Annotated in this window: 25 protein-coding genes and 1 tRNA gene; 8 read left to right on the plus strand and 18 right to left on the minus strand. The window is 64.8% G+C overall.

The window, feature by feature from the left end; all coding sequences use genetic code 11:
* Positions 1-10 precede the first annotated feature (10 nt).
* Positions 11-949 (minus strand): SDR family oxidoreductase, encoded by a 939-nt coding sequence (locus tag N551_RS0103215; RefSeq protein ID WP_027565717.1) that lies wholly within the window; start codon positions 947-949, stop codon positions 11-13.
* Between the two features lie 83 nt (positions 950-1032).
* Between N551_RS0103215 and N551_RS0103220 the strand changes: the two genes are divergently transcribed.
* Positions 1033-1686, plus strand: a complete 654-nt coding sequence (locus N551_RS0103220) for a TetR/AcrR family transcriptional regulator (RefSeq protein WP_027565718.1) — start codon at positions 1033-1035, stop codon at positions 1684-1686.
* Between the two features lie 6 nt (positions 1687-1692).
* Here N551_RS0103220 and N551_RS0103225 read toward each other — a convergent pair whose 3' ends face one another.
* From N551_RS0103225 to N551_RS0103245, 5 genes are all read right to left on the minus strand, one after another.
* Positions 1693-2517 (minus strand): alpha/beta fold hydrolase, encoded by an 825-nt coding sequence (locus tag N551_RS0103225; RefSeq protein ID WP_027565719.1) that lies wholly within the window; start codon positions 2515-2517, stop codon positions 1693-1695.
* Between the two features lie 19 nt (positions 2518-2536).
* Positions 2537-3046 carry a hypothetical protein gene (locus N551_RS0103230; protein WP_027565720.1) on the minus strand — a complete coding sequence of 170 codons (510 nt, stop codon included), beginning with the start codon at positions 3044-3046 and terminating at the stop codon, positions 2537-2539.
* Positions 3047-3277: 231 nt separating this feature from the next.
* Positions 3278-3586, minus strand: a complete 309-nt coding sequence (locus N551_RS0103235; RefSeq protein ID WP_027565721.1) for an EthD family reductase — start codon at positions 3584-3586, stop codon at positions 3278-3280.
* Positions 3587-3712: 126 nt separating this feature from the next.
* Positions 3713-5419 (minus strand): FAD-dependent oxidoreductase, encoded by a 1707-nt coding sequence (locus tag N551_RS0103240; protein WP_027565722.1) that lies wholly within the window; start codon positions 5417-5419, stop codon positions 3713-3715.
* A 42-nt stretch (positions 5420-5461) separates the two neighbouring features.
* Entirely contained in the window at positions 5462-5674 is a 213-nt protein-coding gene (locus N551_RS0103245; RefSeq protein ID WP_027565723.1) for a hypothetical protein, read from the minus strand.
* Between the two features lie 315 nt (positions 5675-5989).
* Here N551_RS0103245 and N551_RS0103250 point away from each other — a divergent pair.
* Positions 5990-6064: transfer RNA gene (locus N551_RS0103250), tRNA-Thr, on the plus strand.
* Between the two features lie 1319 nt (positions 6065-7383).
* On the opposite strand, the gene N551_RS0103255 is transcribed toward N551_RS0103250, so the two are convergent.
* From N551_RS0103255 to N551_RS0103270, 4 genes are all read right to left on the minus strand, one after another.
* Positions 7384-7863 carry a Crp/Fnr family transcriptional regulator gene (locus tag N551_RS0103255; protein WP_027565724.1) on the minus strand — a complete coding sequence of 160 codons (480 nt, stop codon included), beginning with the start codon at positions 7861-7863 and terminating at the stop codon, positions 7384-7386.
* Positions 7864-8042: 179 nt separating this feature from the next.
* Entirely contained in the window at positions 8043-8663 is a 621-nt protein-coding gene (locus tag N551_RS0103260) for a ferric reductase-like transmembrane domain-containing protein (protein WP_027565725.1), read from the minus strand.
* Between the two features lie 11 nt (positions 8664-8674).
* On the minus strand, positions 8675-9178 hold the full coding sequence (locus tag N551_RS0103265; RefSeq protein ID WP_027565726.1) for a twin-arginine translocation pathway signal: 504 nt from the start codon (positions 9176-9178) through the stop codon (positions 8675-8677).
* Between the two features lie 135 nt (positions 9179-9313).
* Positions 9314-9736, minus strand: coding sequence for an MgtC/SapB family protein (locus N551_RS0103270; RefSeq protein ID WP_027565727.1), 423 nt, complete (start codon positions 9734-9736; stop codon positions 9314-9316).
* 234 nt (positions 9737-9970) lie between these two features.
* On the opposite strand from N551_RS0103270, the gene N551_RS0103275 reads away from it, so the two are divergent.
* Entirely contained in the window at positions 9971-10966 is a 996-nt protein-coding gene (locus tag N551_RS0103275; RefSeq protein ID WP_027565728.1) for an LLM class flavin-dependent oxidoreductase, read from the plus strand.
* Positions 10967-11099: 133 nt separating this feature from the next.
* Here N551_RS0103275 and N551_RS0103280 read toward each other — a convergent pair whose 3' ends face one another.
* Genes N551_RS0103280 through N551_RS0103305 form a run of 6 tightly spaced genes read right to left on the minus strand, consistent with a single transcriptional unit; the run spans position 11100 to position 15704 of the window.
* Positions 11100-11975, minus strand: a complete 876-nt coding sequence (locus tag N551_RS0103280) for an amidohydrolase (protein ID WP_027565729.1) — start codon at positions 11973-11975, stop codon at positions 11100-11102.
* A 13-nt stretch (positions 11976-11988) separates the two neighbouring features.
* Positions 11989-12381: a RidA family protein gene (locus N551_RS0103285; RefSeq protein ID WP_027565730.1), complete on the minus strand. Its 393-nt coding sequence runs from the start codon at positions 12379-12381 to the stop codon at positions 11989-11991.
* A 25-nt stretch (positions 12382-12406) separates the two neighbouring features.
* Positions 12407-13210 carry a 2-oxo-hept-4-ene-1,7-dioate hydratase gene (gene hpaH, locus N551_RS37705; protein WP_027565731.1) on the minus strand — a complete coding sequence of 268 codons (804 nt, stop codon included), beginning with the start codon at positions 13208-13210 and terminating at the stop codon, positions 12407-12409.
* Between the two features lie 3 nt (positions 13211-13213).
* The gene (locus N551_RS37710; protein ID WP_027565732.1) at positions 13214-14074 is read right to left on the minus strand and encodes a fumarylacetoacetate hydrolase family protein; all 861 of its coding nucleotides are present in this window, start codon (positions 14072-14074) and stop codon (positions 13214-13216) included.
* Between the two features lie 43 nt (positions 14075-14117).
* Positions 14118-14735, minus strand: a complete 618-nt coding sequence (locus N551_RS0103300) for a flavin reductase family protein (protein WP_027565733.1) — start codon at positions 14733-14735, stop codon at positions 14118-14120.
* A 3-nt stretch (positions 14736-14738) separates the two neighbouring features.
* The gene (locus tag N551_RS0103305) at positions 14739-15704 is read right to left on the minus strand and encodes a tripartite tricarboxylate transporter substrate binding protein (protein WP_027565734.1); all 966 of its coding nucleotides are present in this window, start codon (positions 15702-15704) and stop codon (positions 14739-14741) included.
* 131 nt (positions 15705-15835) lie between these two features.
* Here N551_RS0103305 and N551_RS0103310 point away from each other — a divergent pair, with 131 nt between their 5' ends.
* From N551_RS0103310 to N551_RS0103325, 4 genes are all read left to right on the plus strand, one after another.
* Entirely contained in the window at positions 15836-16636 is an 801-nt protein-coding gene (locus N551_RS0103310; RefSeq protein WP_027565735.1) for an IclR family transcriptional regulator, read from the plus strand.
* An 81-nt stretch (positions 16637-16717) separates the two neighbouring features.
* Entirely contained in the window at positions 16718-18013 is a 1296-nt protein-coding gene (locus N551_RS0103315; protein ID WP_027565736.1) for an O-acetylhomoserine aminocarboxypropyltransferase, read from the plus strand.
* Positions 18014-18017: 4 nt separating this feature from the next.
* On the plus strand, positions 18018-18800 hold the full coding sequence (locus tag N551_RS0103320) for an alpha/beta fold hydrolase (protein WP_027565737.1): 783 nt from the start codon (positions 18018-18020) through the stop codon (positions 18798-18800).
* A gap of 67 nt (positions 18801-18867) precedes the next feature.
* Positions 18868-19371 (plus strand): DUF6496 domain-containing protein, encoded by a 504-nt coding sequence (locus N551_RS0103325; protein WP_027565738.1) that lies wholly within the window; start codon positions 18868-18870, stop codon positions 19369-19371.
* Here N551_RS0103325 and N551_RS0103330 read toward each other — a convergent pair whose 3' ends face one another.
* A complete protein-coding gene (locus tag N551_RS0103330) occupies positions 19372-19575 on the minus strand; it encodes a hypothetical protein (RefSeq protein WP_027565739.1) in 204 nt (67 codons plus the stop codon).
* Positions 19576-19968: 393 nt separating this feature from the next.
* Between N551_RS0103330 and N551_RS0103340 the strand changes: the two genes are divergently transcribed.
* The gene (locus N551_RS0103340; protein ID WP_027565740.1) at positions 19969-20700 is read left to right on the plus strand and encodes an SDR family NAD(P)-dependent oxidoreductase; all 732 of its coding nucleotides are present in this window, start codon (positions 19969-19971) and stop codon (positions 20698-20700) included.
* Positions 20701-20881: 181 nt separating this feature from the next.
* Here the strand turns inward: N551_RS0103340 and N551_RS0103345 are convergent, their stop codons facing one another.
* Positions 20882-21493: a pyridoxamine 5'-phosphate oxidase family protein gene (locus N551_RS0103345; protein ID WP_027565741.1), complete on the minus strand. Its 612-nt coding sequence runs from the start codon at positions 21491-21493 to the stop codon at positions 20882-20884.
* Positions 21494-21505 lie beyond the last annotated feature (12 nt).

Below are 21505 nucleotides of genomic sequence, written 5' to 3' on the forward strand. Positions count from 1 at the left end.
GGCCCGGGGCTCATGCGGCGGCCGCGATCTCGTCGAAGGATACACCGGTCAAAGTCGCCGAGACATCCCACAGCATGGCTGCCGAGGCGAAATCCTTTGCCTTCGGCATGATCTTCGCCGGACGCGGTGGCCCTTTCAATTCGTAGAACCCGTTCGGACCGTAATAGCCGCCGGGCTCCGCGGCCGGCGAGGTCGCCGCCAACAAGGTGGGCAGCGCGCCTTCCGCGGCAGACTGGCTGATGAAGGGCTGCAGCCAGCGGCTCACGCGCGACTGGAACGTGTTCCCACCCGGCCCGTTCGAAATCAGATCGGTCCGCGCGTAGCCGGGATGTGCGGCAAGGCTCGTCAGACCCCAGCCTGCGGCGAGGCTGCGACGCTGCAACTCCAGCGAAAACATCAGCATCGCGAGCTTGGACTGGCAATAAGCCCGCCACGGACGATAGGAATGCTTAGCCTGCAGATCGTCGAAATTGATCGAACCGGAGCGGTGCGCAAGGCTCGAGAGGTTGACGACCCGAGCCGCCTTCGCCCGACGAAGCTGCGGCAACAGCTGCGCCGTGAGCGCGTAATGACTGAGATAATTGGTGCCGAGCTGCATCTCGAAACCGTCCGCCGTCTGCTGCCGCTTCGGCAGCGCCATCACGCCGGCATTGTTGACGAGCAGATCGAGCTGCTCGTTGCCGGCCGCGAAGCGCCTGGCGAAATCGGCAACGGAGGTTAGACTGGCGAGGTCGAGATGCTCGTAGGCGATCAGCGCATTGGGAAAGCGCTCGCAAATGCCATCGATCGCGCGCAGGCCCTTTGTGTCGTTGCGCCCCGTGAGTATGACAATGGCACCGGCGCCCGCCAGCGCCATCGCCGTCTCGTAGCCGAGGCCGCCCGTCGCTCCGGTCACGACGGCAGTCTTGCCGCTGAGGGAGGGGATGTCTGCCGTGGTCCAGTCGGTCATGCCATAGCTCCGTCGGGGCTGGGAAACGGCCCGCGACGGGTCTAAATGTGCACTGGGTGCAACTTTGCAAGTGGTGAAATGATTTGAAGCTCTCGAAGCTCGCCGGGAAATCGGTCAACAAGCGCACCAAGCCATTGCCGGCAGGAGCAAAATCCGCCGCTGGCACCGGCCTGCGCCAGCGCAAGCTGCAGGCGACCCGCGAGCGGTTGACCCGCGGGGCGATGGCACTCTTCCTGGAGCGCGGCTTCGAGGCCACGACCATCGACGACATCGCGGCCGCTGCCGACGTGTCGCGACGCAGCTTCTTCCATTATTTCGCCTCGAAAGAGGACGTCGTCGCGGCCTGGCAGGAAGGCGCCGCCGCCGCGCTGGTCGCGGAGGTCGTTGCACGGCCGGCGGGCGAAACCATGCTGACCGCGGCGGAGAACGCGATCGCGGCGGCGCTCAAGCGGATCGATCCGGCGGAGGCCGCGGCAATGTCGCGGCTCAAGCGCGACAATCCCGCGCTTCGGGCGCGCGATCAACTCAAATACGAGAAGCTCGAGCGGGCGCTGGCCGAAGGGCTCGCCCACCGCGCCAGAACCAAATCGGACCAGTTGAAGGCACGCCTCGTCGCCATGATCGCCACCGGCGCGATGCGCGTCGGCGGCGAGAGCTGGATCGGCGGAGGGGCGCGGGAGAAGCCGGAAGCTTTCGTCAAGCGCACCTTCGACGCGATCAGGGCGATACTGGAGTGAGGCCACTCACCCCTTGAAGAACGCCAGCAGGTCCGCGTTGATGGTCTCGGCGTGCGTCGTCGGCATGCCGTGCGGAAAACCCTTGTAGGTCTTCAGCGTGCCGTTCTTCAAGAGCTTGGCCGACAGCGGCGCGGAGTCGGCGTAAGGCACGATCTGGTCGTCGTCGCCGTGCATCACCAGCACCGGCACATTGATCTTCTTCAGATCCTCGGTGAAGTCGGTTTGCGAAAACGCGACGATGCCGTCGTAATGGGCCTTCGCGCCGCCCATCATGCCCTGGCGCCACCAGTTCTGGATCACCGCTTCCGAGGGCTTCGCGCCGGGACGGTTGTAGCCATAGAAGGGGCCGGCCGCGATGTCGCGGTAGAAGCTGGCGCGGCCGGCAGCGAGCTGTACCTGGAAATCGTCGAACACGCTCTTCGGCAGGCCGCCGGGATTGGCGTCCGTCTTCAGCATCAGCGGCGGCACCGCGGACAGGATCGCGGCCTTCGCCACCCGGCTCTCGCCATGGCGCGCGATGTAGTGCACGACTTCACCGCCGCCGGTGGAATGGCCGACATGGATCGCGTTCTTGAGGTCGAGATGGGCCGTCACGGCCGCGAGATCATCGGCATAGTGATCCATGTCGTGGCCGTCGGCGACCTGCGACGAACGGCCATGGCCGCGACGGTCATGCGCGACGACGCGATAGCCCCGCGTGACGAAGAACATCATCTGCGCGTCCCAGTCGTCTGATGACAGCGGCCAGCCATGGCTGAAAACGATCGGCTGACCACTTCCCCAATCCTTGTAGAAGATCTCGACGCCGTCCTTGGTGGTGATGGTGGGCATTGTCAGGCTCCTTGAATGATCAGGCGAACGCCATCGGTTTGAAGCGGCGCCAGGCGCCGATGGTGAGCACCACGAAGAACACCAGCACGAGGCCCTGCACCACGGCGAACACTGGGCCTCCGGGCGGCGCCGGCGCCACGGCGGGCGCGAGCGCGGCGAGCGCCGGCACCTTCAGGAACGACTGGATCACCAGCACGAAGACGTTGAAATACAGCGAGATCATCGCGGTCACGATGTAGACCGGTCGCCAGACGCCCGCGAGCTTCATGCCGTAGAGCGCGAGGCAGGCGATCGCGAGCAGGACCAGCGAGATGATGCCGATGATATGCGACGGCAGCAGCTCCTTGAACGGAAACAGGAAGCCGGTGGCGCTGGTGAGGATCGTGAACGCTAAGAAAATCGCGGTGAGGCCCGGCATCGGCTTCGAGCCGAGCAGGCCGAACATCACGACGAGGCCGGCGGCGATGCCGATCAGGCTGATGACGACATGAACCAGCGTGAAGGCGGGCAAGCTCAACCCAAGAACCATGACATCTCTCCTATTCTCTGCATCGAGTTCGGGAGATTGATATTACGGCCCTCATCAGATTGCCACACGCGCTGGCGTCACACATGCGTGCGCAGCCATGCGTCATCGTGCGAATCGAAAACGCATGGCTGAATTATTTGCATCGCTGTCATAAACGACGGCAGGCTTTCAACGAAAGTTGAATCGAATAGGCGGGGGCGCTCGCGAGGTGCGAGCGCCCCTGCACACGTCTCACACTTCCTTGGTGTCGAAGATCAGCAGGTCGGCGCCGCCGCTGGCGAATTTCGGCACGTCAGCGCCGGTCGCCTTGCCTTCCGGGCTGCCGAATGCCGCCTGGATGTCGGCCGCGCTGTCGAAGGTGAGAATGGCGACCAGATGGATTCCGGACGGTCCGGCGGGGGAGCCGACCGGCCCCTTGCTGATGGCGTACTTCTTCAGGCCGGGAAGTTTCTTGGCAAGCGGAATGTGGGTCTCGGCATAATACTTGTCGAAGGCCGCAGCATCCGTGGGCGTTTTATACAGCACGACGATTTCAGCCATTTGGTTCCTCCCATTTGAGTCTTTGTTCTTCCACGGGCGTTTGGCCTCGCGACGAGGGGATAGTCCGTGGGACACGTCGGGATGGCAAGTCACATTCGCCTTGCCATCTGCGTGTCTTCTACTTGACTAAAGCGCCGGCTTTGCGGCGTCGCCGAGATAGCCGTGCAGGGAGGCCACGACCTGCGCGCCCTCGCCGATGGCACCGCCGACGCGCTTGACCGAGCCGGAGCGGACGTCGCCGACCGCGTAGACGCCGGGCACCGACGTCTCCAGCGGTGCAACCAGCCGGCCCTGGTTCTGCTCGGACTGCGCGCCGGTGACGACGAAGCCGCCGCGATCGAGCGTCACGCCGCAGCCGTCGAGCCAGTTGGTGGCGGGATCGGCGCCGACGAACAGGAAGAGATTGCGGATGTCGGCGAAGTCCTCGTCGGCCGACAGCCGGCTTTTCCAGCGGATACGCCGCAGCAGCGAGGCCTCGTCGCCTTGGAGCGCCGTGATCTCGGTGTTGAACATCAGTTCGATGTTCGGCGTGGCTTCGATGCGCTCGATGAGATAGCGCGACATGCTGGCGCCGAGACCGCCGCCGCGGATGATCATCAGCACTTTCTTGGCGTGCCCCGAGAGGAACACGGCGGCCTGCCCCGCCGAGTTGCCGGCACCGACCAGCGCCACCTCCTCGCCGGCGCACAGCTTCGCCTCGACCGGCGAGGCCCAATACCAGACGCCGCGGCCTTCGAATTTATCGAGGTTCTCGATCTCGGGCCGGCGATAGCGCGCGCCGCTGGCGACCACCACCGCGCGCGAATGCAGGGGGTCGCAGCCGTCGAGCGCCACCGAAAATGCGCCATCTTTGCGCGTGCAGTCGAGCGACTTCACCGTCACCGGGATCATGATCTCCGCGCCGAACTTTTGTGCCTGGTTGAAGGCGCGTGCGGTCAGGGCCTGGCCGGAAATTCCGGTCGGAAAGCCGAGATAGTTTTCGATGCGCGCGCTGGCTCCGGCCTGGCCGCCGAAGGCGCGGGTGTCGAGCACGGCGACCGATAGGCCTTCGGACGCGGCATAGACGGCGGTGGCGAGTCCAGCCGGCCCGGAGCCGACGATCGCGACGTCGTAGATGCGGTCGTTGCGCGGGCCGCCGATCATGCCGATCGCGCGCGCAAGCTCGGTTTCGCCGGGATTGCGCAGCACCGCACCGTCGGGAGTGACGACCAGCGGCCAGTCGTCCGGCTTGGGCGAATAACGCGCGATGACGTCGGCGGCGTCGCGATCGCGCGCGGGATCGAGCAGATGATGCGGCTGGCCGTTGCGGGTGAGAAAGCCCTGCAACCGCACCACGCCTGCCGAATGCGACGGACCGATCAGCACGACGCCGCCGACGCCGCCCTGGAGCAAATTGACCCGGCGCAGGATCAGCGCGCGCATGATGCGCTCGCCGAGCTCGGCCTCGGCGACCAGCAGCGCGCGCAGCCGCTCCGGCGGCAACAGCAGCGTCTCGACATCGCCTTCGGCGCGACCGTCGACCAGCGCCGGCCGTCCGGAGAGCTGGCTCAGCTCGGCCAAAAATTGCCCCGGCCCCTGGTCGATCAACGGGGTCACATGGCCAAGGCCGTCGCGCTGGGTGATGGCGACGTGGCCCTTCAGCACGACGAACATGCCGGGCCCCGGCTTGCCGGTCTCGAACAGGAATTCCCCATCGGCATAGTTGCGGACCTCGCCGAAATGCCTGACACGCTCGATCTCGGCCGATGTCAGCGTCGGAAAGGTCTGTTCAGGGCGGGTGAACCGCGACATCTGCGCGTCACTCTCGGGTCGTTGCGATTCGTCCTGCCCCATTGCCACGTCCATGCTCTCCAAAGAAATTCCAGCCGTCGGATTCTAGCCGCCGGTCTTGTCGGCGGTCCCCTCATCTAGGGAACCATCTTCATTCTGCGAGGGGTCGACACTTGTGGCGCGTTCGCGCGCCTGCACCTTCCGCCGCTTCAGGTTTTCGCGCAGCGCCGATTTCAGCCGGTCGTCGCGGGACGCCCTCGCCTGCTGCGAGTCCTGTCTCGAATCCTGTCGCTCGCTCTTGTCGTTCTCGTCAGCCATCGGGGTCCATTACAGCGATCGGCGATAACATGCCCGAGGAATAAGGCAGCTCAAGAGGCCCGCGCGATCCGATCGTGCGAAAATCGAAATGGATCGAACCCGGCGCGTCGGGCAACTGGCCAGTTGGGTGGGGATATTGGAACCGAACCCGCGGAAAGTCGGCCATATCGAGCCAAAACAGGCACTTTGGCCCCGATATCGACCCGATTTTATCGCTTTGGCGGAGCTAGCAAGCTTGCACAGGAGGGGGGCTTGTGGCAGATATCGGCGCGCTTGGTAGGCCCCTCGTGGCGGCCGATTCTTACCCCAGCACATGCTGCCGTAGCTCAGTGGTAGAGCACTCCATTGGTAATGGAGAGGTCGACAGTTCAATCCTGTCTGGCAGCACCATTCCCTGGGTCAAATCGCACGTGAAGCAGCCTTCTCGCGGCATGAGCTGCCCGAGTTTTGCTTCTACCTTGACCCTCCTCTGTGAAGAGGGCGCAGGGAAGACCGGGTGCCGGCTGGTACCCGCGGTCCGCTGCGCGAAGGTGTAGCGCAAAAGACCGCACAGCAGCATACAGGTGACGCCGAACACTCGGCCTTCCCTGCGCAGCGGGTTGACGGCTTATGCCGCGCTCTCCCCGGCGACGAGTTCCTTTTTGTCACCGTCGCCTTGCGAATTGGCGATGGCCGAAGACCCGGTTGAGCCCCGATCCATCTCCGCAAGGCTTGACCGTAGCAACGACGGCCAGGACCACACGATTTTGCCGTACGCAGCGATCCGGCTTCGCCCGAAGGCTTCGCCGGACACAGGCGCCGTTCGTCCGCACGCAACAGGGCCTCACGAGGTTTATCTCGCCCTGGTCCCGCCTTCGCGTGCCCGACGCAGCCGCGTCCACCGCACCCCAATCCACGTTCGTTACGACGGACGATCGCCCCTCTCCCTGGACCGGGATGACGGATTGATACTGCGATTCCGAATTTCGGTAAAGTGGAATATTTTTATGGAGGAGGGTTGACGGGATTTTATGGGAAGCGGGTGTGTTGCCCGACGGGTCGCCCTTGGCTGCGCGTACTCCTTTCGCCATTATCGGTGACGCAATCCTGGGACAGGAATTTCTCAGCGCACTGCGAGCAACAAAAATTCGACAATCTGGAATAGTCGAAATGGCGTGGGAAAAGATCGTCAAGCGAATTGGGGGGGTTGTTGCCCAGAATGTCAAAGCCCTGGCTTTGACTATCAAGGAGGCGCAAATCCTCACGACGACGAAAGAGCCGCGGTTCTATGTCCGAACTGTGGATGGAAAGGGATGCTTGGCCAAATGCGAATCATCCCGGAGCCGGGCACAAAATGGGGCATCGCAAAAAATGAGTGACGTGAAACGGACGTCATTGATCGCCCTGCTCGCGCGATTGGTGGGCTTCACGCTTGGCGGAGCCGTTCTCGGATTCGCGGCTATGCTGATCGGGACCTCGTTTCTAGGTGGCGTACAGGGAGGCATTTCACAGCGATTGGACGCTCGTTGTGCTCCTTGGAATCCTCGTTGGGTGGAGTTGCAGGGGCCAAAGGCGCCACCCGCCTCGTCAAGTCCTGGCGCAGCTAAGGAATTGTTCGGTGGCCAAGCATGCTTGATCGCAAACTCGTAGGATGGGTAGAGCGAAGCGAAACCCATCGAAGTATCGTGCGGTGGCGAAACATGATGGGTTTCGCAAGTGCTCTACCCATCCTACGCACTGTCCTCACCCAATTTCTGTCCGGTGAAGCGATCGTCGGAACGGCGAAGCCGCCGGCAGAGTTCGCGATTGATGTTCTGCAGGACGATCACATAGGCGTGGATGTCCGCCTTGTAGCAGGCGTAGAGCTTCTGGGCGGTCAGCTCGTAGAGCACGGTCGGACTCTCCGCGATCACCGTGGCAGAACGATTCTGCATTTCGATCAGCGTCATTTCACCGAAGAAATCGCCGGGCTCCAGAACTGAAATCGGAATGATGCTCCCAGAATTCGCCCGCTTGCTGACCGCAAGGCGACCGGATTTGACGATGAACAGCGAGCGTCCAGGCTCGCCCTCCGTCACGACGGTTGCTCCGGTATCAAATCGGCACTCGACCAGCATCGACATCAGGAGGTCGAGACTTTGATCCGGAATACCGCCGAAGAACGGTGTGGCGAGCAGGAATGCCTTCACGTCGGGGACACTGACGGCCATCTCGTGAGGATAATCTTCATGGCCATCTGCGGCAAGCAGAGCAGATCGGCGCTGACGATGCTCAACGTGTTGGAACAAGGCGGTCGGCGAAATTTTCGTAGGATGGGTAGAGCACTTGCGAAACCCATCATGCTTCCGCCTAGACCAAGTGCGATGGGTTTCGCTTCGCTCTACCCATCCTACGCACTCTCGCCGCGCAACGTTCGCCTTCTCCAGAGGTCAACCAGCACCTTGACGGTCGCCGCAAGCACAGCTGCGCACAGCGCCGCCTTCGAGATCGTCTCCATCGTTCCCTCGATCAGCAGGCAATGGGCCACGCTGCCTGCGACGATGACGACCGCGAGGGGAAGATGGACGATGCGCCAGTTGCGCAGCCGCAATCCCAAGCGCCGGCGCAGTAGCGCCAGAAGCGCGACGGTGAAGATGGCCCACATGGCGGTCACGCCGAAGGGGGAGAACGGCGTCGGTGACGTATAGGTCAGGGCGTCGATCATGTCGGGCGGGCTGGTGATCCAGAGGCCGGCGACGTGGACCATGACGGCCAGAACCAGCGTGCCACCGATCCACTGATGGGCGCGCCGGCCACGATAGGCCGACAGTCCCGGCAGGTATCCGCCGATCAGCAGAGGCTGAACCAGCACGAGACCGAGCGCGACGATCCCCGCGAAGCCGGCGAGGATGTAGACCGGGCCGCGCCATGCGAGCTGTTCGCTTCCCGCAGCGAGCGCAATCGGCACCCCAATGGCCAAGGCAAGGGCGACCCAGATCAGGGGCGCTCTTGCCGATCTTCGCCCCTTCATCTCCAATGCGATCAGGCCGACTGCAGGACGAAGTGCGCCTCGAGGCTGGTTTCCTTTGCGCTCCGCATGATCGGCCGCAGAAAGACCGTCTTGAACTCACCGCTGTCATAGGCGAGGTGGCCATGCGGCTGGCCGAAGATGGGAATGATCTGCGGCATCTCGAGCCGGAACTTGCCGTCCTTGTCAGTCAGGGTGGCGCCATGGCTCTGCGGCTCGTGCTCCTGCCCTTCGGTGGTGTGTGCCCAGATCTGGATGCGCTGACCTGCGAGCGGCGCCCCGTCGCCGGCGCGGCGCACGGTGCCGCTCATCCAGAAGCCGCCCTTTCCGATCCGCTCCACGATCGCCGCGCCCTTGCGGTAGTTGTTCGCGCCGCCAGACATTGTCTCGGTCGGTGCAAGGCCGTCCGCGCGGGCAGGCAACAGCAGGCCGGGAACGCCGGTTGCCAAAAGGCCGGTTGCGACGATCGAGCCGCCCGCGGCGAGGAGGCTCCGGCGATTGAGTACGACCGTGGTCATGTCGGTTCCTCCTGGCGAGCGTCCAATGGCTCAGTGAGTGTACAACAACAGGCGCCCGACGCCCAGTTGGGCCGGGGGGCGCAACGGGCCGCAATGACGGTGTTGTGAACGGGCGCAGGACCGCTCGCACCTGCATCAGTGATCGTCGTCTTCCTTGACCAACGTCAACAAGCGAAGGGTCAGGAACGTGAACACGGCGACCGTCACCGCGACATCAAAAGCGCCGAGCCCGACGGAAACGCCGATGGCGCCGGTCGCCCAGAGGCTCGCGGCCGTTGCAGTGCCCTGCACCGAATTCCCCTGCTTGAGAATCGCGCCACCGCCGATGAAGCCGATGCCGGTGATGAGGCCCTCGATCACCTTTGCCATCCCGTCAGGCGAGTGCACGAGCAGGCTTTCGCTGGCCTGCACGAAGCCGCAGCTTGCCATTGCAACGAGCGGAAAGGTGCGCAAGCCCGCGCTTCGCGCCCGCTTCTCACGGTCCCAGCCAATGGGAACGGCGAGCGCGAAGGCCGCAGCCAGCGCAACGACATGAACGCCGATGTTGAATGTGTCCAAAGGAAGCCCCCGAAATGAAAATCGTAGCCGTTGATCAAACCGGCCGGCAACGCCGCAATGCGGCCCGCGGTTTCCATGCAGGCGAATTTGCCGCATGCCTCAGCGCAGCGATGGCTTCGCCTCCACGCAATGGAGCCGCCGGCGCAGCACCATGATCGTTTCGGCTGGTATTCCCGGTGCCGGCTCCTACATGTCGAGTCACGTTCCCATCGCATGCTCCATCCGGACCCGCCCATGATCCCCTTCTCCGTGCTCGACCTCGCCCCCATCCGACAGGGCGGCGACGCATCACAAGCGTTCCGTAACTCGCTCGATCTCGCGCAGCATTCGGAAGCCTGGGACTACAAGCGCTTCTGGCTGGCCGAGCATCACAACATGACGGGCATCGCGAGTGCGGCGACGTCGGTGGTGATCGGGCATGTCGCGGGCGGCACCAAGACGATCCGGGTCGGGTCCGGGGGGATCATGCTGCCGAACCATTCGCCGCTGGTCATCGCCGAGCAGTTCGGCACGCTGGCCTCGCTCTATCCCGGACGGATCGATCTCGGGCTCGGCCGGGCGCCCGGCACCGACCAGTTCACCGCGCGGGCGCTGCGGCGCGATCTCGCCACCAGCTCCGAGAATTTTCCGCAGGACGTGCTGGAGCTGCAGGCGCTGCTCGGCGACGTGCAGCCGAACCAGGCCATCCGGGCCGTGCCGGGCATGGGGACGAAGGTGCCGCTGTGGATCCTGGGATCCAGCACCTTTGGCGCGCAGCTCGCAGGCATGCTCGGGCTGCCGTTCGCGTTCGCTTCACACTTCGCGCCGCAGATGATGATGCCGGCGCTGCGGGAGTATCGCGCGCGGTTCGAGCCCTCGGCACAGCTCGACAAGCCCTACGCGATGGTCGGCGTCAACGTGTTCGCCGCCGACAGCGACGCGGACGCGCAGCGCATGTTCTCCTCGCTGCAGCAGCAGTTCATCAATCTGCGCCGCGGCACGCCCGGCCCGCTGCCGCCGCCGGTCGACGACATGGACGCGCTGTGGTCGCCGGCGGAGAAGGCGATGGTCGGCCAGTCGCTGTCGTGCTCGGCGGTCGGCTCGCCTGAAACGGTCGAGCAGAAGCTGAAGGCGCTGATCGCTGAGACAAGCGCTGACGAATTGATGACCACGGGGCAGATCTACGACCACGCCGCGCGGCTGCGCTCGTTCGAGATTGCAGCCGGGGTAAGGGATCGGCTGGCGGTGTAAGCGCAGAGTCTGGCACGGTCGACTTGGCAATGGCGCGTCCGTCATTGCGAGCGCAGCGAAGCAATCCAGAGTGCTTCTGCGGAAGCAAGTCTGGATTGCTTCGTCGCTCCGCTCCTCGCAATGACGGGTCGCCCTAATCCGGAAAGCCGAACAGCCTTGCCGGATTGTGCACCAATATCTTCTCCAGCTCCGCCCGATCGGGCGCGTAGCGGTACATCAGCTCGAGCAGATCGGCGTCGTTGGGCGGCTGCTTCACCGAGACCGGATGCGGCCAGTCGCTGGCCCAGACGCAGCGGTCGAGGGCCGCCTCGATATAGGCGCGCGCGATCGGGATGACGTCGTCGTAGGGCGGCCCAAGCTTCGAGGTCTTCTCTCCGAGCGACAGCATCACCCAGAAATTTCCCTTGGCGAGCAGCTCGAGCATCTTGCGCAGGTTCGGATCGTTCCTGCCGGCTTCCGGATCGGGCCGTGCCATGTGGTCGATGAGCACGGGGACGTCGAGATTCTCGTATTTGGCGACGCTCGACATGATGCCGTCCTTCTCCGGCTGGATCTTGACGTACCAGCCGAGCTCGCGGATGCGCGCAATGGCGCGGGCGAAATCGGCATCCGACAGCACAGCGCCGAGCTCCTGGCGGAAGCTGAAGCGCGCGCCGCGGACCCCAGCATCATGCAGCTTGGCGAGATACGAATCGTTCGCCTCGGCAAACACCAGCGCGTTGGCGCAGCCGCGATAGTTCGGGCCCATCGCGGCGAGACCGTCGAGCACGACGGCATGGTCGGCGCCATAGGTGGTGGTCTGCACGATGATGCCGCGGTCGATGCCGAGCGTCTTGTGCACGCGCAGCGCCGCTTCCCAGGTCGCCGTCGGCATCCGATAGGCCGCACCGGGTCGTTCCGGATATTTGTCGATGGGGCCGAGCACATGAAACTGGCTGTCGACGGTTTTGGGCGGCGGCGCGTTGACAGGGCGGCGCGGGTTCGGGTCGAACGGCAGATAGGTCGGCATGCGCGAAACTCCCTCAGTCGATTACGGCGGTGAAGTCACACTGCACCAGCGCGCCGCCATCCATGTTGTCCATCGGCAGCGCGTGGCGCGCCGGGCGTGAATGCTCGTCCGGAAACATCTTCAGCCATTCGACATTCACGGGCCCGCGCTGCGTGCGATCCTTCAGCCACACCGTCATCTTGATGATGTCGTCAGTGGTGCCGCCGGCGGCCTCAACCGTCGCCTTCATATGCGCGAACATGTTGGCGCATTGCGCGTCGAGGCTCTCAGGCATCGCGCCCGCGCGGTCGCGGCCGAGGATGACGCCCGACATCACGAGATTGCCGATGCGGCAGGCGTTCGGAATCGGGTTGGCGTGCTTGAAGCCGCCGATATGGATGCTCTTGCGCCGCGTGTGACCGGTCATGATGCGCTCCCTTTCATGTGTTGGTTCAGACGAACTGGCACGACACCGAGCCGAACGCGCCATAATCGGCATGAAAAGTGTCGCCGCGGCGGATGTCGACTGGACGCGTGAATGATCCCGCCAGCACCACCTCGCCGGCGGCGAGATGCTCGTCATGCGGCGCGAGGCGGTTGGCGAGCCAGGCGATGCCGTTGGCGGGATGGTTGAGCACGCCGGCGGCCAGCCCGGTTTCCTCGACCTCGCCGTTGCGGAACAGCAGCGCGCCGATCCAGCGCATGTCCGCGTCCATCGGACGGAACGGCCGGCCGCCGAGCACCAGCGCGGCGTTCGCCGCATTGTCCGAGATCGTGTCCATGACCTTTCGCGCCTTGCCCGTTTCGGGATCGACGCGGTGCATGCGCGTCTCCAGAATCTCCAGTGCGGGCGTGACGTAGTCGGTGGCGTTGAGCACATCGAAGATGGTGCAATCGGGCCCACGCAGCGGCGCCTTCAGCACGAAGGCGAGCTCGACCTCGATGCGCGGCGCGTGAAAGCGGTCGAACGGAATGGGCGTGGCATCGGCATAGAACATGTCGGCGAACAGCACGCCGTAGTCCGGCTCCGAAATGCCGACCGCGTTCTGCATCGCCTTCGAGGTCAGGCCGATCTTGTGGCCCTTGATGACCCGGCCGCGTCCGAGCTGGAGTTTTGTCCAGGCGCGCTGAACGGCATAGGCATCCTCGATGCTGAAATCGGGATAGTCTTTGGTGAACATCGTGATCAGCGTCTTGGTGCGCTCGGCCTCGTCGAGGCGCGCGGCAAGGCGTTCGATCGTGGCAGTATCCAGCATGGCTTAACTCTCCGCCGCGACGGTGTTGCGCAGCACGCCGATGCGGCTGGATTCGACCTCGACGACATCACCGACTTTCAGCCAGCGCGGCGGGTCGAAGCGGGCGCCCGCCCCGGTCGGCGTGCCCGTCACGATCATGTCGCCGGGCTTCAGCGTCGCAAAGGTCGAGAGATAGGAGATCAGAAAGTCGAACGGGAACATCAGCCGCTCGGTGGTGTCCTGCTGTCGCACCTCGCCGTTGACGCGCGTGACGATGTCATGAGGCCCGCGCGGATCGAGCTCGTCCGCGGTGACGATCCAGGGACCGATGCTGCCGGAGCGGTCGAAATTCTTGCCCTGCGTGACGTTGAACTTGCCGTGACGCAGCCAGTCGCGGATCGTGCCCTCGTTGCACAAGGTCATGCCGAAGATGTGGGCCCAGGCCTTTTCGCGCGGGATGTGGCGGCCGCCCTGGCCGATTACGATGACGAGCTCGCCTTCGTAGTCGAGCTGGTCGGACACATGAGGCTTTTCCAGCGGCTGGCCGGAGCCCGTCATCGAGGACATGCTACGCACGAACAGGCTGGGATATTTGGGCAGGTCGGAGCTGTCTTTATACTCCGCATTGCGCTCGGCGTAGTTGACGCCGATGCACCAGAGCTTTTCCGGCGCCAGCACCGGCGGAAGCAGCATGAGATTGTCCAGCGCGTAGTCCGGCTTTTGTCCGGCGACGGCCTCCTGCGCGTCGGCCAGCGCATTGGCCGCGATCAGCGCCCTCACATCGGAGAAGTCGCGGCCAATCCGCCGGGTCAGATCGACGACACCGCCTTCGATGGCGGCACCATAGCGCGGCTCTCCGTCCAGGAGATAGCTTATGAGTCGCATGGTCGTTCTCCAATGGTCTTGAGGTGCGGCCGGGGCAGCGCGTTCAGTCTTTCGATTTGGGAGTCTGGAACACGCCACGCAGCGTCACGATCTCGCCGAGCCGGGCGTAACGCGGGCCGCCGATGCGCGCGATCGGATCGAGCGCCGCAGTCTCGACCTTGCCGTCGTTCACGAGGCCGTCGCGCAGGTGGAACATCACGACTTCGCCGACGATGAGGCGGCTGCGGGCATCGCCGAATTCGAGGCACTGCCGGAAGCGGCATTCCATCGCGACGGGTGCAATGGCAAGACGCGGCACCTTGATGCGCTCGCTCGCGATCGTCTCAAGGCCAAGCTCCGCGACCTCGCTGATCTCAGGCGGATGCTCGACCGATGAGTCGTGCACGGCCTGCATCAGCGGGGTGTCGGCGATGTGGATGACGTATTCCTCGGTGTCGAGGATGTTGTGCGCGGTGTCCTTGTAGTCCGCGCCCTTGCGGCCGACGCTGATGGCCAACATCGGCGGTTTCTGCGAAACGAAGGTGAAGGCGCTGAACGGCGCGAGGTTGAGCACGCCCGCGCGCGACAGGCTCGTCACCCAGGCGATCGGACGCGGCACCACGATGCCGGTCATCAGCCGGTAGATGCGCTCGGCGCCGAGCTCGGTGGGGTCGATCCGCATCGATCAATCCGCCTTGATGTTGGCCTTGCGCACGATCGGAATCCATTTGGCGTCCTCGCGCGCGAGATAAGCCTTGAATTCGTCGGGCGTCATCGCGACGGCTTCCCCGCCGAGCTTCTCGAACTTGTCGACCACGGCGGGATCCTTCAGAATCGCGGTCAGCGCCTCGTGCAGCTTGTCGATCACGGGCGCCGGCGTGCCTGCCGGCGCGAACAGGCCGGTGAAGGTCTGGCCGTCAAAATCCTTGTAACCAAGCTCGGCGAAGGTCGGCACGTCGGGCAGCGACTTCAGGCGGTGCGGGCTGGTGACGGCCAGCGCCCGGAACAGGCCGGCCTTGATGTGCTGCAGGCTGACCGTGAGCTGGTCGAACGCGAACTGCACCTGCCCGCCCAGGAGATCGTTGACCGCGGGCGCATTGCCACGATAGTGCGCGGTGACCCATTGCAGGTCGAGGCTGGACTGCATCAGCTCGCTGAGCAGATGGTTGGTGGTGCCGGGACCGGGCGAGGCCATCGTCAGCTTGCCGGGCTCGCGCTTGGCGAGATCGATGAACTCCTTGAAATTCGTCGCCTGCACCGACGGATGCACCTCGAGCACCAGCGGCGTCATCGAGATCGTCGTGATCGGCAGGAAGTCCTTCTTCCAATTGTAGGCGTCGCGCTTGTTGATTTCGGTCGCGAACAGCACCGGGCCGTTGGCGCCGACGAACAGCGTGTAGCCATCGGGCGCGGATTTCGCGAAGGCCTCGCCCGCGATCATGCCGCCGGCACCCGCCTTGTTCTCGATGATGAAGGGCTGGCCGAGCTTTTCCTGAAGCTTGTCGGCGATGATGCGCGCGGCGCTGTCGACATTGCCGCCGGCCGGATAGGGCACGATCAGCTTGACGTTGCGCAACGGCCATTGCTGGCCCGACGCCGGTCCCGTCAACATCGCCGCTGCGGCAGCTATGGCAATCCAGATTAATCTCATGTTAACCTCCCGGCGGCGCTTCCAATTTTACGTCGATTTGCCTGACGTCGTACACGGCATCTCGATTCGGAGCGCAATCTCCAGATGCGCGCTTTACCTGTCGAGGAAATTGTGGCGTTCTTGTCCATATTATGGACAAGGCCTCTTCCGCAAAATCCACCCGCCGCATGACCGAGCCGCGACAGGGCGCGCAGGCAATCCGGCGCGCGCTCGCGGTGCTGCGCATTCTGGCCGCGGGCCGCGAAGAGGGCGTGCCACTGGCCGAGGTGGTGCGGGCGACCGGCCTCACCCGCCCGACCGTGCATCGCATCGTCCACGTGCTGATCGAGGAAGGCATCGTCGAACGGCATGACAGGACCGGCCGCTACGCGATCGGCAATCAGGTGCCGGAGCTCGCACTCGCACGGGCCCGGCCGTCGCAGCTGCTGATCGCCGCAAATCCGTCGCTGCAACGCGCCTCGACCGAGATCGGCGACACGCTGTTCCTGACGGTGCGGACCGGCAACGACACGCTGTGCGTCGATCGCAGGATCGGTGTCTATCCGATCCAGGTGCTGTCCATCGAGGTCGGCGCGCGCCGACCGCTCGGCGTCTCCAGCGCGGGCGTCGCCATCCTCGCCGCGATGCCGGCGCAGGACGCGCGAAAAATCGTCGCGGCCAACGAGAAGAGGCTGGAGGCCTACCGCACCGACGCTGCGACGGTGCTGGGCCAGGTCACCGCCGCAAGACGGCTGGGATACGGCATGAGGGAAATTGGTCTCGTGCAGGGCACGAAATCGATCTCGACCTGGATCAAGACGCCCGACGGCCGCCCCGCTGCCGCGATGACCGTCTCCGCCGTTCGGACGAGGCTCGGCCCGCGCCGCGAACAGGAGGTCGCGGAGATCTTGCTGCGGGAAGCGCGCATCATCGAGCAGGCCATTCGCGGCTAGGCGCCGCTGTCAATGGGCTGACGCAGCGCGCCTTTTTGTGGCACAAGAGCCGCCTCCGCCGACCGAGCAACGAGGCCACGCATGCCCGCGCCAAAACCGCCCGCCTTCGAGACCCTGAGCCTGCATGCGGGCCAGCATCCGGATCCCACGACCGGCGCCCGCGCCGTGCCGATCTACCAGACCACGTCCTACGTGTTCCAGGATTCCGATCACGCCGCCGCGCTGTTCAACCTCGAGCGCGCCGGCCACATCTACACGCGCATCTCCAATCCGACTACGGGTGTGCTCGAGGAACGGCTTGCGGCGCTGGAAGGCGGCGTCGGCGCGATCTGCACCGCGAGCGGCATGGCCGCGCTGCATCTCGCCATCGCGACGCTCCTGAACGCCGGCGACCATATCGTCGCGTCGAGCTCGCTCTATGGCGGCACCATCAATTTGCTGGCGCACACGCTGCCGCGCTTCGGCATCGCCACAACGTTCGTGAAACCGCGCGATCTCGACGCCTTCCGCGCGGCGATCAAGCCGAACACGAAGCTGGTGATCGGCGAGACCATCGGCAATCCCGGGCTGGAGGTGCTGGACATTCCGAAGGTCGCGGCGATCGCGCATGACGCGAAGATTCCGCTGCTGATCGACAACACCTTTGCCACGCCCTATCTCAGCCGTCCGATCGAGCTCGGCGCCGACATCGTCATGCATTCGGCAACCAAATGGATCGGCGGCCACGGCATCGCGATCGGCGGCGCCATCGTCGACGGCGGCCGTTTCGACTGGCGCGCGTCGGGGAAGTTCGGCGTGCTGACCGAGCCCTATGGCGGCTATCACGGCATCGTCTTCGACGAGCAGTTCGGCACCGCCGCCTTCATCATGCGCGCGCGCACCGAAGGCCTGCGCGATTTCGGCGCCTGCCTGTCGCCGACCAACGCGTTTCAGCTGTTGCAGGGCGTCGAGACGCTCGGCGTGCGCATGGACCGCCACATCCAGAACACCCACCTCGTGCTGGAAGCACTGAAGGCCAACAAGGCCGTGGATTGGGTGCTGCATCCATCGCTGGAGGACCACACGGACTACCAGCTTGCAAAGACGCTGCTGCCGCGCGGCGCCGGCTCGATCGTCTCCTTCGGCATCAAGGGCGGCCGGCCCGCGGGCCGCAAATTCATCGAGCAGCTGCGCATGATCAGTCATCTCGCCAATGTCGGCGACGCCAAGACGCTGGTGATCCACCCGGCGTCGACCACGCACCAGCAGATGGACGCCGAGCAGCTCAAGGCCGCCGGCATCGGCGAGGAGCTGGTGCGGCTGTCGGTCGGCATCGAGACCGCAAGCGACATCATCGACGATCTCGCGCAGGCGCTGCGCATCTCGCAAAAGGTCTGACACCATGAGACTCTCCGTCAACGGCGCCGAGGTGCTGGTCGCAACCGGCGGCCGCGACTTCGACATATCCCTGCCCGCGGTCGTCTTCCTCCATGGCGCCGGCTTCGACCATTCGACCTGGGCGCTGCACACGCGCTGGTTCGCCCATCACGGTTTTGGCGTGCTGGCGCCTGATCTGCCCGGTCACGGTCGTTCGCCCGGTCCGTCGCTAGCAAGCATCGCCGAGATGGCAGACTGGACGGCCGCCCTGCTCGATGCGGCCGGAGCTACAAAGGCGCATCTGATCGGCCACTCCATGGGATCGCTGATCTCGCTGGAGACGGCGGCACGGCATCCCGACAAGGTGTCCGCGCTCAGCCTGATCGGCACGGCGGCGACCATGACGGTCGGCCCGGATCTGCTCAAGGCGGCCGAAGCCAATTCGCAGGATGCAAACGACATGGTCTCGATCTGGGGCCTCGGCTTCAACGCCGAGCTCGGCGGCAGCCTGGCGCCGGGCCTGTGGATGCATGGCGGGGCACAGGCCGTGTTGAAGCATTGCGAGCCGGGCGTGCTGTTCAGGGATTTATCAGCCTGCAATGCTTACGCGAATGCGCTTCAAGCAGCCGCGAGCGTGACGGTGCCCACGACGCTCATCCTCGGCGAGCGGGACATGATGACTCCGGTGAAGGCCGGCAAGGCACTTGCCGCGGCGATCCCGCATGCGAAGACCGTCGTGGTGCCGGGGGCCGGCCACATGATCATGGCCGAACGTCCGGACGAACTGCTGGCTGCGCTCAGGAGCTGACAGGATCAATCGTCCGTCTTGCGCGTTGCGGTCAGACATCCCTGTGAATTGCAGAGGGAACTGGACCATGCCAAGACAGGAAGTCATTCGCAAAGCCAGGCAAGACAAGCGTGCCGGGAAATCGGCAACCACGCAGGCCGGCGAATTCGTCAAGGACCAGATCAACAAGATCCGCAAGGGCAAGCATGGCGCGCGCTCAACGAAACAGGCCATCGCCATCGGTCTGTCCGAAGCGCGCCGCGCCGGCGTCGATCTCCCGCCGCCGCGAAAAGGACGCGTCAAGAAGGCGACGCGACGCAGCGCCAAATATGCCTATGAGGTCGGTCAGGGCAAGCGCACCCCGAAACGCCGGCCGCGCGTGTCGCGGGCGGTCGAAGAAGTCTTGAAGAAGGAGCCGCGCTCGACCGCATCGCGCGACGCACTGTCGAAACAGGGCAAGCGTGCCGCGAGCCAGCGATCCGCCGCGTCGCGTTCAGCCACCGCGCGCAAGGCGAGCCGCACCAAGGGCGCCAAGGTTCGCTCCGCCGCCGCAAAGAAGGCGGCACGCACCCGGGCGCGCCGCCGGAGTTGATCAGTTCGCGCGCCGGCTCCGCTCGGAGAACACCGCGCGTGCGGCGCGCTCCGCCTCGCGCGCCGAGCGGAACTGGCGACCCTCGAGGCTGTCGAACAGACGCTCGGAGGAGAAGAAGCGGAAGCCGCGCGTATCCCTCGTGACGATGCCGGCGGCGCGGTCGTGGATTTCGATGATGTAAGCGTTCGATTGAATTCGGGACATGACTGCTCATTCGCCGGGGTCTCGGCGCTCCTGTCTCGGGATTTGCTGGGTGGCGTGCTGCTAGGAGGCGGCGGTCAGCAACAACAACAGGCGCCGGTCGCCGCCGAGAAACAGCGCCGCGTCATGCACGCTTGCATGTCGTTCTGATTGCGCTGATGATCGGTTCTCATGTCGCGGCTTCGGCTCGAGGAGCATTTTCGATGCTGCGAATATCGAGCGATTGACCCGATTGGTCAATGAAATGGCTATCCATATTTGCGGACGTCGCGCTCGGGCGCTTCTCCCGCCGCAAGCACTGACAGACGGATTCATCTCGCGATGAGTTCAACGCCAGTGCGCAGCCGGCCGTGGTATAATCCGCTCCATAAGCGACAAATGAGAGGGGGCCCAGTCATGGCGGATGACTCGAAGGGACGCACGGCGCTCGTCACCGGCGGATCGCGCGGGATCGGCGCTGCGGTCTGCCGCGCGCTGGCCGAGGCCGGCGCGGCCGTGGCGATCAACTGCCGCGAGCGAATCGGACAGGCCGAGCAACTCGCGGATGAGATCGGCAAGCGCGGCGGCCGCGCCATTGCCGTTGCTGCGGACGTATCACAGCGCGAGGCCGTGGCCAGCATGATCAAACGAGTCACGAACGAACTCGGGCCGATCGACATCCTCGTCAACAATGCCGGCATCGCCATCACGCGCGGCGTCGATGACTTAAGCGAAGACGATTTCGACCGCACCATCCTGGTCAATCTGAAATCCGTCTTCCTGTGCACCCAGGCCGTGCTGCCGTCGATGCGCGCGCGGAATTGGGGCCGCATCGTCAACATCTCCTCGGGAGCGGCGCGCGGCGCCGGCTCGATCGGACCGCACTACAATGCATCCAAGGCCGGCATGGAGGGCCTGACGCGCGGCTATGCGGCGCGACTGGTGAAGGAAGGCATCACCGTCAACGCGGTGGCGCCGTCGCTGATCGAGACCGACATGATGAGCGGCCAGCAGCAACTCGTCAGCCGCATTCCGCTCGGCCGCTTCGGCACCGCGGACGAAGTTGCGAAAGCCGTGATGCTGCTGGTCGACAACGCCTACATGACCGGCCAGACGATCGCGCTGAGCGGCGGGATGGCGTTTAATTAGGGGCGCGGCTCGCTTCCTCTTCCCTTCTCCCCTTGCGGGAGAAGGTGGCGCGAAGCGCCGGATGAGGGGTTGCCTCAGCGAATCCTGATGCAAGAGAGTCGCGCGCGGAGAGAACCCCTCACCCGTCTCGCCGCTGTCGCGGCGAGCCACCCTCTCCCGCAGGGGGAGAGAGGAAGAGGCATCACCACATCGTCGCGGCGGCGCGCGCCGGCCAGGCGCGATCATACTCGGCGCCGCCGACCTTGTTCTCGCTCATCTCGGCGAGGATCTGGCCGGGCGTCGGCAGCGTCTTGGGATCGATGCGCTTGTCGGGATTCCAGAGGTCGGAGCGGACGATGGCGCGGGCGCACTGGAAATAGATTTCGTCGACCGTCATCACCATGACGCTGCGCGGCGCCTTGCCTTCGACCTCGAAGGAAGTGAGCAACTCCGGGTCGATGGAAAGATGCGCGCGGCCATTGGCGCGGACCGCGTTGCCGGAGCCGGGGATCAGGAACATCAGCGACACCCTGGGATCGCGCACGATGTTGCGCAAGGAATCGACCCGGTTGTTGCCGCGGCGATCCGGCAGCATCAGCGTCTTCGGGTCATGAATGCGGACGAAGCCGGAAAGGTCGCCGCGCGGCGAGCAGTCGATCCCCTCGGGCCCGATGGTGGCGAGCGCGGCGAACGGCGCCTTTTCGATGAAGACGCGATAGAGCGGGGTGACGTGGTCGGCGACTTTCACGGTCGAGGCATCGTTGGTGACGCCGTAGATGGCCTCCAGCTGCTCGACCGTTTCGATCACCGACATTCCAGTCTCCTT

Source organism: Bradyrhizobium sp. URHA0013 (assembly GCF_000518345.1).
GTDB lineage: Bacteria > Pseudomonadota > Alphaproteobacteria > Rhizobiales > Xanthobacteraceae > Bradyrhizobium.

Bases quoted from the DNA above. Each gene is read 5' to 3' on its own strand.
- N551_RS0103315 (WP_027565736.1), top strand. From the start codon at position 16,718: ATGCCCGCGCCAAAACCGCCCGCCTTCGAGACCCTGAGCCTGCATGCG.
- N551_RS0103255 (WP_027565724.1), bottom strand. From the start codon at position 7,863: ATGGCCGTCAGTGTCCCCGACGTGAAGGCATTCCTGCTCGCCACACCG.
- N551_RS0103275 (WP_027565728.1), top strand. From the start codon at position 9,971: ATGATCCCCTTCTCCGTGCTCGACCTCGCCCCCATCCGACAGGGCGGC.
- N551_RS0103340 (WP_027565740.1), top strand. From the start codon at position 19,969: ATGGCGGATGACTCGAAGGGACGCACGGCGCTCGTCACCGGCGGATCG.
- N551_RS0103285 (WP_027565730.1), bottom strand. From the start codon at position 12,381: ATGACCGGTCACACGCGGCGCAAGAGCATCCATATCGGCGGCTTCAAG.
- hpaH (WP_027565731.1), bottom strand. From the start codon at position 13,210: ATGCTGGATACTGCCACGATCGAACGCCTTGCCGCGCGCCTCGACGAG.
- N551_RS0103320 (WP_027565737.1), top strand. From the start codon at position 18,018: ATGAGACTCTCCGTCAACGGCGCCGAGGTGCTGGTCGCAACCGGCGGC.
- N551_RS37710 (WP_027565732.1), bottom strand. From the start codon at position 14,074: ATGCGACTCATAAGCTATCTCCTGGACGGAGAGCCGCGCTATGGTGCC.
- N551_RS0103310 (WP_027565735.1), top strand. From the start codon at position 15,836: ATGGACAAGGCCTCTTCCGCAAAATCCACCCGCCGCATGACCGAGCCG.
- N551_RS0103325 (WP_027565738.1), top strand. From the start codon at position 18,868: ATGCCAAGACAGGAAGTCATTCGCAAAGCCAGGCAAGACAAGCGTGCC.
- N551_RS0103225 (WP_027565719.1), bottom strand. From the start codon at position 2,517: ATGCCCACCATCACCACCAAGGACGGCGTCGAGATCTTCTACAAGGAT.
- N551_RS0103300 (WP_027565733.1), bottom strand. From the start codon at position 14,735: ATGCGGATCGACCCCACCGAGCTCGGCGCCGAGCGCATCTACCGGCTG.
- N551_RS0103345 (WP_027565741.1), bottom strand. From the start codon at position 21,493: ATGTCGGTGATCGAAACGGTCGAGCAGCTGGAGGCCATCTACGGCGTC.
- N551_RS0103215 (WP_027565717.1), bottom strand. From the start codon at position 949: ATGACCGACTGGACCACGGCAGACATCCCCTCCCTCAGCGGCAAGACT.
- N551_RS0103240 (WP_027565722.1), bottom strand. From the start codon at position 5,419: ATGGGGCAGGACGAATCGCAACGACCCGAGAGTGACGCGCAGATGTCG.
- N551_RS0103265 (WP_027565726.1), bottom strand. From the start codon at position 9,178: ATGACCACGGTCGTACTCAATCGCCGGAGCCTCCTCGCCGCGGGCGGC.
- N551_RS0103235 (WP_027565721.1), bottom strand. From the start codon at position 3,586: ATGGCTGAAATCGTCGTGCTGTATAAAACGCCCACGGATGCTGCGGCC.
- N551_RS0103330 (WP_027565739.1), bottom strand. From the start codon at position 19,575: ATGTCCCGAATTCAATCGAACGCTTACATCATCGAAATCCACGACCGC.
- N551_RS0103245 (WP_027565723.1), bottom strand. From the start codon at position 5,674: ATGGCTGACGAGAACGACAAGAGCGAGCGACAGGATTCGAGACAGGAC.
- N551_RS0103280 (WP_027565729.1), bottom strand. From the start codon at position 11,975: ATGCCGACCTATCTGCCGTTCGACCCGAACCCGCGCCGCCCTGTCAAC.
- N551_RS0103230 (WP_027565720.1), bottom strand. From the start codon at position 3,046: ATGGTTCTTGGGTTGAGCTTGCCCGCCTTCACGCTGGTTCATGTCGTC.
- N551_RS0103260 (WP_027565725.1), bottom strand. From the start codon at position 8,663: ATGAAGGGGCGAAGATCGGCAAGAGCGCCCCTGATCTGGGTCGCCCTT.
- N551_RS0103305 (WP_027565734.1), bottom strand. From the start codon at position 15,704: ATGAGATTAATCTGGATTGCCATAGCTGCCGCAGCGGCGATGTTGACG.